The 7,858-nt window shown below is 71.3% G+C and carries 7 protein-coding genes; 2 read left to right on the top strand and 5 right to left on the bottom strand.

Annotation, left to right across the window (positions count from 1 at the left end; all coding sequences use genetic code 11):
* The first annotated feature begins 262 nt into the window (after window positions 1-262).
* Window positions 263-748, top strand: coding sequence for an FBP domain-containing protein (locus AC3A3J_RS00045; protein WP_487670311.1), 486 nt, complete (start codon window positions 263-265; stop codon window positions 746-748).
* 67 nt (window positions 749-815) lie between these two features.
* Here AC3A3J_RS00045 and AC3A3J_RS00040 read toward each other — a convergent pair whose 3' ends face one another.
* Genes AC3A3J_RS00040 through AC3A3J_RS00025 form a run of 4 tightly spaced genes read right to left on the bottom strand, consistent with a single transcriptional unit; the run spans window position 816 to window position 4,867 of the window.
* Window positions 816-1,652 (bottom strand): PaaX family transcriptional regulator, encoded by an 837-nt coding sequence (locus AC3A3J_RS00040; RefSeq protein ID WP_487670310.1) that lies wholly within the window; start codon window positions 1,650-1,652, stop codon window positions 816-818.
* Complete coding sequence (locus tag AC3A3J_RS00035; protein ID WP_487670309.1) at window positions 1,649-2,899, bottom strand: kynureninase; 1,251 nt, start codon at window positions 2,897-2,899, stop codon at window positions 1,649-1,651. The genes AC3A3J_RS00040 and AC3A3J_RS00035 overlap by 4 nt, the downstream gene beginning before the upstream one ends.
* A 1-nt stretch (window position 2,900) precedes the next feature.
* Complete coding sequence (locus tag AC3A3J_RS00030; RefSeq protein WP_487670308.1) at window positions 2,901-3,965, bottom strand: amidohydrolase family protein; 1,065 nt, start codon at window positions 3,963-3,965, stop codon at window positions 2,901-2,903.
* Window positions 3,965-4,867 carry a tryptophan 2,3-dioxygenase gene (locus tag AC3A3J_RS00025; RefSeq protein WP_487670307.1) on the bottom strand — a complete coding sequence of 301 codons (903 nt, stop codon included), beginning with the start codon at window positions 4,865-4,867 and terminating at the stop codon, window positions 3,965-3,967. Before AC3A3J_RS00025 ends, AC3A3J_RS00030 begins: the two co-directional genes overlap by 1 nt.
* A 94-nt stretch (window positions 4,868-4,961) precedes the next feature.
* Here AC3A3J_RS00025 and AC3A3J_RS00020 point away from each other — a divergent pair, with 94 nt between their 5' ends.
* Complete coding sequence (locus tag AC3A3J_RS00020; protein WP_487670306.1) at window positions 4,962-6,455, top strand: glutamate-cysteine ligase family protein; 1,494 nt, start codon at window positions 4,962-4,964, stop codon at window positions 6,453-6,455.
* 18 nt (window positions 6,456-6,473) lie between these two features.
* On the opposite strand, the gene AC3A3J_RS00015 is transcribed toward AC3A3J_RS00020, so the two are convergent.
* Window positions 6,474-7,442, bottom strand: a complete 969-nt coding sequence (locus tag AC3A3J_RS00015) for an alpha/beta hydrolase (protein ID WP_487670305.1) — start codon at window positions 7,440-7,442, stop codon at window positions 6,474-6,476.
* Window positions 7,443-7,858: the final 416 nt, after the last annotated feature.

The raw sequence follows: 7,858 nt of genomic DNA, 5'->3' as shown, positions 1-7,858 counted from the left end.
GGAAGGGGGGAGGAGGGGAGGAGGGGAGGGGGAGAGGACGGGTATAGGCTCTCGGGGTGATGTTCTCGAGGAGCGCCCGGGTGGCGCGGGTAGGAGCCGCAGGCGCGCACAGCGCCGTCGGCAGAGGCTGACGATCGGCCGGAGGCGGATGCCGTCTCCGGAGTTCGGTCGACCCCGGGTCCATGCGACCCGTCTCCTCCACCCACCTCGCTCCGTCGCTCCCGTCGGGAGCGCGAGCACTCGAACGAAAGCATCCGACATCATGCGTCCCCTCGACGAGCGCGCCATCCGCGCCTCCTTCCGCAACGCCTCCCGTAAAGAGGTCGCCGACCTCACCCTGCCCGCCGGCTTCGCCGAGATCGACGTCGACCGCCTCGACTATCTCGGCTGGGTCGACCCGAAAGCCCCGCGCCGGGCGTACGTGGTGACCGAGATCGACGGCGCACTGGCCGGGATCCTGCTGCAGCAGGCCGAGCAGCGCGTGGTCGCCCGCGCCCTGTGCTCCTGGTGCGAAGACGTCACGCTCCGCAACGACGTGCAGCCGTTCGTCGCCCGCAAGACCGGCCCCGCCGGCCGCAAGGGCGACACCGTCGGCACGCTGGTGTGCGCGAACTTCGGATGCTCGGCCAACGTGCGTCGACTGCCGCCGCTGGCCTACGAGGGCTTCGACCGCGAACTCGCACGCGAGATGCGCATCGAGCGCCTTCGCGAGCACGTGCGCAGCTTCGTCACCGGTCTCGACGCCTGACGGTCCGCCCCGCGCCCCCGCCCCGCGCCCGCCCGACCCCGGGTGTGCGGGGTGGGGAGGGGGCGGGTCAGCGCGCGGTCACGCGACGCACGTGCGCCATGGCGGGGGCCTCGAGCGTGCCCGAGAGCCACTCGAACTCGGCGAAGCTGCGGGTGCCCGGCCAGTCGGCGGGCAGCATCGACGGCGGCAGGCCCGGGTCGCGGTAGGGCAGGGTGCGCCAGCGGTCGATCAGCTGCACGTAGGCGGCGAACGGCTCGGCGGGCAGCGAGGTCAGGGATTCCTGGAACCGGCGGTGCTCGTCGGCCAGGTCGGCGAGGTCCCACCATGCGGCCGCCGACTCGGCCGGCGTGCGGTCGGTCAGCGGCATCCCCGCCGGGAACAGCGTCACCCACGCCCGGGCGCCGACCTCCTCGACGATTTGCCGCACCTCGTCCTGCAGATGCCCGGGGCAGATCCACAGCGCCGACGACACGGCCCCGGCCCCGATCCACTGCAGTCGGCGGCGCAACTGATGCCGCACGGCCCGCTCGGTCTCGGGGATCGAGAACGACACGAGGCACCACGTGTCGGCATCCGTCATCTGACGCATGGCGAAGATGCGCCGGTCACCGCGCTGCAGCATCGCCAGCGCGGCCGGGTTCAGGCGGTAGCCCACGGCGTCGCGGCGCTCGGGCAGCAGCAGGTCCTTCTGCTTGAGGCGGGCGATGCCCGTGCGGGCGAGGGCCGGCGCGATGTCGAGGTCGCCCGCGAGGGTCACCAGGTCGGCGGCCGAGATCCATCCGCCCAGGGGGCGCAGGAACAACCCGACGACCGTACGCAGCAGCGAGGCGGTGCTGCCGGGCCGGGCGTCGATGTCGTCGACGACCGATGCCGCGTCCTCCGGGACCGCTACCGGGGCCGTCATGCGCGCAGCGCGTCGCGCACGGCGAGCACGCCGACGACCGTCTCGACGTGCGAGGTGCTCAACGGCGACAGACCCAGGCGGATGCCGTCGGGGAAGCGGAAGTCGGGGATGACGCCGTCGGCCCAGAGACGCCGGGTGACGTCGCGGAAGTCCGGGTGGCCGATCGTGACGTGCCCGCCGCGCAGCTCGGCGTCGCGGGGGCTCAGCAGACGGACGCCGAGCGGTGCGAGTTCGGTGTCGTACGCCCGCACGGCGAGGTCGGTGAGGGAGACCGACTTGCGGCGCACGGCGTCGATCGTCGACTGTTCGATGAGGTCGAGCATCCCCTGCATCCCGAGCATCGAGGTCACCGGCGGGGTGCCGCTGAGCAGCTGACGGATGTCGTCCGCCGGCACGTACTCCGGGCCCATCGCAAAGATGTCGGCGGCGCTCCACCACCCCTGGATCGGTTGACGAAGCACGCCGTGGTGGCGACGGTTCAGGTACGCGAAGGCCGGAGAACCGGGTCCGCCGTTGAGGTACTTGTAGGTGCATCCGACCGCCATGTCGACGCCCCAGTCGTCGAGCTGCATCGGCACCACGCCGGCGGAGTGGCAGAGGTCCCACATCATGAGCGCGCCGACGGCGTGCGCCGCCTCCGTGATGGCGCGCATGTCGGCGAGGGCGCCGGAGCGGTAGTCGATGTGACTGAGCGAGACGAGCGCGGTGCGCTCCGAGACCACGGCGGCGACGTCGGCGACCTGCACGCCGAGCACCGGATCGGCCTCGATCCAGCGCACCGTGAGGCCGGCTTCGGCCGCGATGCCCTCGGTGAGGAAGCGATCGGTGGGGAAGTTGCCCTGCTCCATCACCAGCTCGGTGCGGGCGGGATCGGACGCGGCGGCCGCGCGCATCAGCTTGTAGATGAGCACGCTCGTCGAATCGGCGACGACGGTCTGACCCGCCGCGGCACCGAGGGCCACGCGGCCGATCCGGTCGCCGAGCTCCATCGGCAGCGCCATCCACTGCTCGTCCCACGAGCGGATGAGGCGGGTGCCCCAGTCGTCGCGCACGAAGGCCGCGAGCTTCTCGGGCATGTCGCGCAGCGGGCGGCCGAGCGAGTTGCCGTCGAGGTAGGCCCGAACGCCCGGCGCCTCGACGAAGGCGTCGAGATGGGCGCGCAGCGGGTCGGCGGCGTCGAGCGCACGGGCCTCGTCGAGGAGCGCGGTGGCGGAGTCGTCGGTCGGGACGGCGGCGAGGTCGGTCATGTCACACCTTCAGATCGTCGGGGGAGAGGCGGCGGGCGGCCAGCGGGTCGGCGTCGGCGGGGGCGGCGGCCGGCAGCAGGAGCAGTCGTGCGTCGGACGCTCGGGCGTCGCCGGGGGCGAGGGCGCGCAGCAGTGCCGTGCCCGTGACGCCCGCCTGCCGCAGTGCCGCCACCTCGGCGGGGTTCAGGCCCACGGGCGTCGGGCCGTTGCCCATGTCGGTGCCGTAGCGCACGGTGCCGCCGGCCGCGTGGAAGCGGCGCACATTGTCGATCACGACGTCGCGGGTCGGCCGGTCGTGGATCGCCATGGTCGAGATCCAGGCCACGGATGCCGCCTGCCGGGCGACCTCGTCGTCGTCGAGGCGTTCGGTGAACGGGGCGTGCGCGAGCATCGCGACCCCGAGGGTCGCGAGGCGCTGCGCCTCTCTCGGTCCCTCGGCGTGGGCGACGACGGGCAGTCCGCGTGCGGTCGCGAGGTCGACGATCGCGCGGATCAGCGCGTCACCGAACACCGGCCCGGCCGTGGTGTTGCTGGCGACCTTGATGCACTGCGCCCCGGCATCCGCCATCTCGGCGACGGCTTCCGCCGCCTGGGCGGCATCGTTCAGCTCGCGCACCGAGCCGTCCGGCGCCCATTCCCGGTCGGACGGGTAGCCCCCGGGTGCGGTGAGGAAGGCCCCGGCGTACTGGATCGTCGGGCCGTCGCTCGCGGCGCCCGGCACGAATTCAGGACCGACGGTGGTCGAGCCGGGTGCGTTGGCGCCCGAGACCGGGTCCGGCGCGTCGGTTTGGCTCACGTGTCCTGAGTTGTGGTGGGCGGCGAGCCGCGCCACGACCGCCGGGTTCGCCCCGAGGTCGATTACTCGACCGAGCACCGACCGGGCGAGGGGGGCGACGTCGACGAGCTGCAGGTGCACGTGGTGGTCGGTGAACCCCGCCGTGACCAGGCCTCCCAGGCGCGGCAGGGTGCCGTCGGGCACGGCGTCGCGCACGCGCATCCGCCCGTCGACGATCTCGACGACGCCCTCGCGCCAGACCTCGCCGTCGAAGAAGGTCGCCGAACGCATCAGGCGCCGATCTCGGTGCGCACCGTGTAGAGCTCGGGGAAGAAGGTGAGGTCGAGTGCGCGCTGCAGGAAGCCGACACCGCTCGATCCCCCCGTGCCGACCTTCATGCCGATCGTTCGCGCGACGGTCTTGAGGTGCCGGAACCGCCAGAACTGGAAGTTGTCCTCCAGATCGACGAGGTCCTCGCACGCCTCGTACAGGTCCCAGTATCGGCTCGGGTCCTGGTAGATCTCGCGGACCGCGGGCACGAGCTCCGGCGTCTCGCGGTAGGGCAGCCGCACGTCGCGGTCGAGGATCTCGGCGGGCACGGGCAGGCCGCGGCGGGCGGCGAAGCGCAGGAACTCGTCGTAGAGGGTGGGCTTCTCCCACTCGGCGGTCAGCAGGGCGTGGTTCGCGGGGTGGTCGCGGAAGACGCCGAGCATCTTCTCGTTCTTGTTGCCGAGGGCGAACTCGACCGCGCGGTACTGCACCGACTGGAACCCGGACGAGTTGCCCAGCGCGCCGCGGAACTGCGCGTACTCGGTGGGGGTGAGGGTGGCGAGCACCGCCCACTGCTGCGTCATGACGTCCTGGATGCGCTTGACGCGGGCGATGCGCTTGAGCGCCTCGCGCAGGTCGTCGCCCGCGAGCAGCTCGCGGGCCGACGAGAGTTCGTGCAGCAGCTGCTTGAGCCACAGCTCGGTGGTCTGGTGCTGGATGATGAACAGCATCTCGTCGTGGTGCTCGGGAGAGCTGACCGGTCGTTGCGCGGTGAGCAGCTGGTCGAGCGCGAGGTACGACCCGTAGGTCATGCGCCCCTCGAGGTCGGTGACGATACCGCCCTCGAGGGCGCGCTCGTTGCGGGCTGCCGTTGCGGCATCCGCCGTCGGGGTCGCGGACGTCGGGATGCTCTCGCTGGTCATTCCCCGAACATATAACGAACGTGCCGGTCGTCACAATGGTGAAATGTCCGCCGGGCGCGATCCGCGTTCCGTCCGGGGCCGCTAGCGTCGAAGGATGGGCGACAGCATCGAACAGCGCACCTTCACGCGCCAGGACCGCACCCGCTTCCGGGCGAAGACCGAGGTGTGTCTCGACGCGCTGGGCGAGATGCTCGCCGACGGGCGGTTCGAGGGCACCGACCCGCAGCTGGGGCTCGAGATCGAGTTGAACCTCGTCGACCCGTCGGGCGACCCGGCGATGGCGAACGAGTCGGCGCTCGAGGCGATCGCCAGCCCCGCCTTCCAGACCGAGCTCGGCCGTTTCAACATCGAGGTGAACGTCGCCCCGCGTCCGATCGGCGGCGAACGGATGCCCGAGCTGGAGGCCTCGTTGCGCGCCGCCATGAACGCGGCGGACGAGCGGGTGCGGGCGGCGACCGGCAATTCGATCGCGATGATCGGGATGCTGCCGACGCTCGACGAGCACCACTTCACCGAGCGCTGGATCTCGGCCGACCCGCGGTACGGCCTGCTCGGTCAGCAGGTGCTCGCGGCGCGCGGAGAGGACATCGAGTTGACGCTCGAGGGTTCCCCGCTGCCGGACGGCGGTCGCGAGCAGCTCGACATCGTCACCGACACGATCCTCCCCGAGGCGGCCTGCACATCGGTGCAGCTGCACCTGCAGGTCGAGCCCGACGCGTTCGCCTCGTACTGGAACGCTGCGCAGGCGATCGCGGGCGTGCAGGTCGCGCTCGCCGCGAACTCCCCCTTCTTCGCCGGCCGGGCGCTCTGGCACGAGACGCGCATCCCGATGTTCGAGCAGGCGACCGACACGCGTTCGCAGGAGTTGAAGAACCAGGGCGTGCGGCCGCGCGTGTGGTTCGGGGAGCGCTGGGTGACCTCGATCTTCGACCTCTTCGAGGAGAATTCCCGCTACTTCCCCGCGCTGCTCCCCGCGGTGACCGACGAAGACCCCTTCGCCGAGCTCGCCGAGGGGCGGGCGCCGTCGCTGGCCGAGCTGCGCATGCACAACGGAACCGTGTACCGCTGGAACCGGCCGATCTACGACACGGTCGACGGCACCGCGCACCTGCGGGTCGAGAACCGGGTGCTCCCGGCGGGCCCCAGCGTGGTCGACGTGCTCGCCGACACGGCCTTCTACTACGGCCTCGTGCACACGCTCGCCGAGGCCGACCGGCCGCTGTGGACGCAGATGAGCTTCGATGCCGCGGCCGAGAACCTGCACGCGGGTGCCCGCGACGGCATCGACGGCCGCCTGTACTGGCCGGAGGTCGGGTGGGTGAGCCCGCGCGAACTGGTGCTGCGCAGACTGCTGCCGATGGCCGCCGAGGGACTCGACGCCTACGGTGTCGACCCGGCGGCCCGCGACCGCTACCTCGGCATCATCGAGCAGCGCTGTGCGACCGGCCGCAACGGCGCCGTGTGGCAGCGCGAGAACGTGTTCGCCCGCGAGCGTGCGGGCGAGTCTCGGTCGCAGGCGCTGCACGGGATGCTGCAGGACTACCTGGTGCGCGCCGAAGACGGCAGCCCCGTGCACAGCTGGGACTGATCGAGGCTCTCCGCTCGTTCAGCCGGTGTGCGCGCGAAGGAACTCGAGCGTGCGGCGCAGGGCTTCGCGCGCGTCGGGCAGGTCGAGGTGGAACTGGTACTCGTGGGGGAGCGCCGGCTCGTGCTCGTCGGGCCAGAACAGCGTGGTGGTCTCGACCCCGAGCGCGTCGAGCCGCGCGGCGAGGGGGCGGGACTGCACGCGGGTGAGCCCGTCGCCGTTCCCGCCCGAGAGGTAGGTCGGGGGGAAGTCGCCCGTCACGCGGTCGATCGTCGACATCGTCGCGCCGCTGACGTCGTCGGCCCAGTCCCTGGTGCCCGAGTAGGCCCACATGGCCGAGCGGAACCCCCAGCCGATGATCCCGCGTACGTGCGACAGGGCGCCGAGGTCGTAGACACCGCAGTTGAGCACCACTGCGGCGAGCTGGTCGGGATGCAGCGGCGGTGTGATGCCCATCTCCTGCGCGTACGCGGGGTGGGTGATCAGCGCGGCGAGCTGGCTCGCGAGCTGCGCCCCCGCGGAGTCGCCGGCGAGAACGATCCGCCGGCGGTCGACGCCGAACTCCTCGGCGCGTGAGTCGATGATGCGGATCGCCTCGACGAGCTGGTGCACCGCCAACGGATACGCGCCCTCCGGTCCGCGCGTGTAATTGAGGCCGATGGCGGCGAAGCCCTCGGCGGCGAGGATGCGCAGGTACGGAGCGACGTCCTCCTTCGACCCCGAGATCCACGCCCCGCCGTGGATCCAGACGACGGTGGGGAGGGGCCCGGTGGCGGATGCCGGGGCGAACACGTCGAGAGTCGTCGAGCGCCCCCGCCTTCCGTACGGCACGCTGCGGCGCTCGTGAAGCGGGGCGGAGGGGACGTGCTGCGCCATCTCCGCCGTCGTCGCGCGTGCGTCGCGCGTGAAGACGGTCCGGATGATCATGGCGGCGGGCCAGCTCGCGATGCGTCCGAGCAGGCGGCGGGGGCGGGGTGCGGGGGTGGTCATGCGGTCTCCTCTTCCGGCCACCAGTGTGCCAGCGCGCCCTGTTGGGCTCGCGACACGCCCGGGCGGCGGGCGTGATTTGCCGGACCCCCGAATCCCGCGTAAGTTATTACCTGTTCGCCCCAAACGGTTGAGCGGAGGTCCTCGGACCGGCTCGCGTCAAGTAACGAACACCTCCCGAAACCACGAAGACTCGTCAGAGTCATCCGGTTGCGGGAACTGCCTTGTTCTCTCGAGCAGGTCGCGAAAACAGCGATTTGACAACGGGAACGAGATCAGTAAGATAGAGAAGTTGCCCTTCGGGCCTGGTTGTGATGACTGGGTCGGGGGAGCATCCGATCCTTGAGAACTCAACAGCGTGCACTTGTCAAATGCCAAATAACCTCGATTCAGCTTCGGCTGGATGAGATTCCTTTGGA

Source organism: Microbacterium sp. Soil_N32 (assembly GCF_057655505.1).
The sequence above is the reverse complement of the archived record's forward strand: the minus strand, read 5'-3'. Positions and strand labels throughout refer to the sequence as shown.

Bases quoted from the DNA above. Each gene is read 5' to 3' on its own strand.
- AC3A3J_RS00040 (WP_487670310.1), bottom strand. From the start codon at position 1,652: ATGACGGCCCCGGTAGCGGTCCCGGAGGACGCGGCATCGGTCGTCGAC.
- AC3A3J_RS00045 (WP_487670311.1), top strand. From the start codon at position 263: ATGCGTCCCCTCGACGAGCGCGCCATCCGCGCCTCCTTCCGCAACGCC.
- AC3A3J_RS00030 (WP_487670308.1), bottom strand. From the start codon at position 3,965: ATGCGTTCGGCGACCTTCTTCGACGGCGAGGTCTGGCGCGAGGGCGTC.
- AC3A3J_RS00025 (WP_487670307.1), bottom strand. From the start codon at position 4,867: ATGACCAGCGAGAGCATCCCGACGTCCGCGACCCCGACGGCGGATGCC.
- AC3A3J_RS00015 (WP_487670305.1), bottom strand. From the start codon at position 7,442: ATGACCACCCCCGCACCCCGCCCCCGCCGCCTGCTCGGACGCATCGCG.
- AC3A3J_RS00020 (WP_487670306.1), top strand. From the start codon at position 4,962: ATGGGCGACAGCATCGAACAGCGCACCTTCACGCGCCAGGACCGCACC.
- AC3A3J_RS00035 (WP_487670309.1), bottom strand. From the start codon at position 2,899: ATGACCGACCTCGCCGCCGTCCCGACCGACGACTCCGCCACCGCGCTC.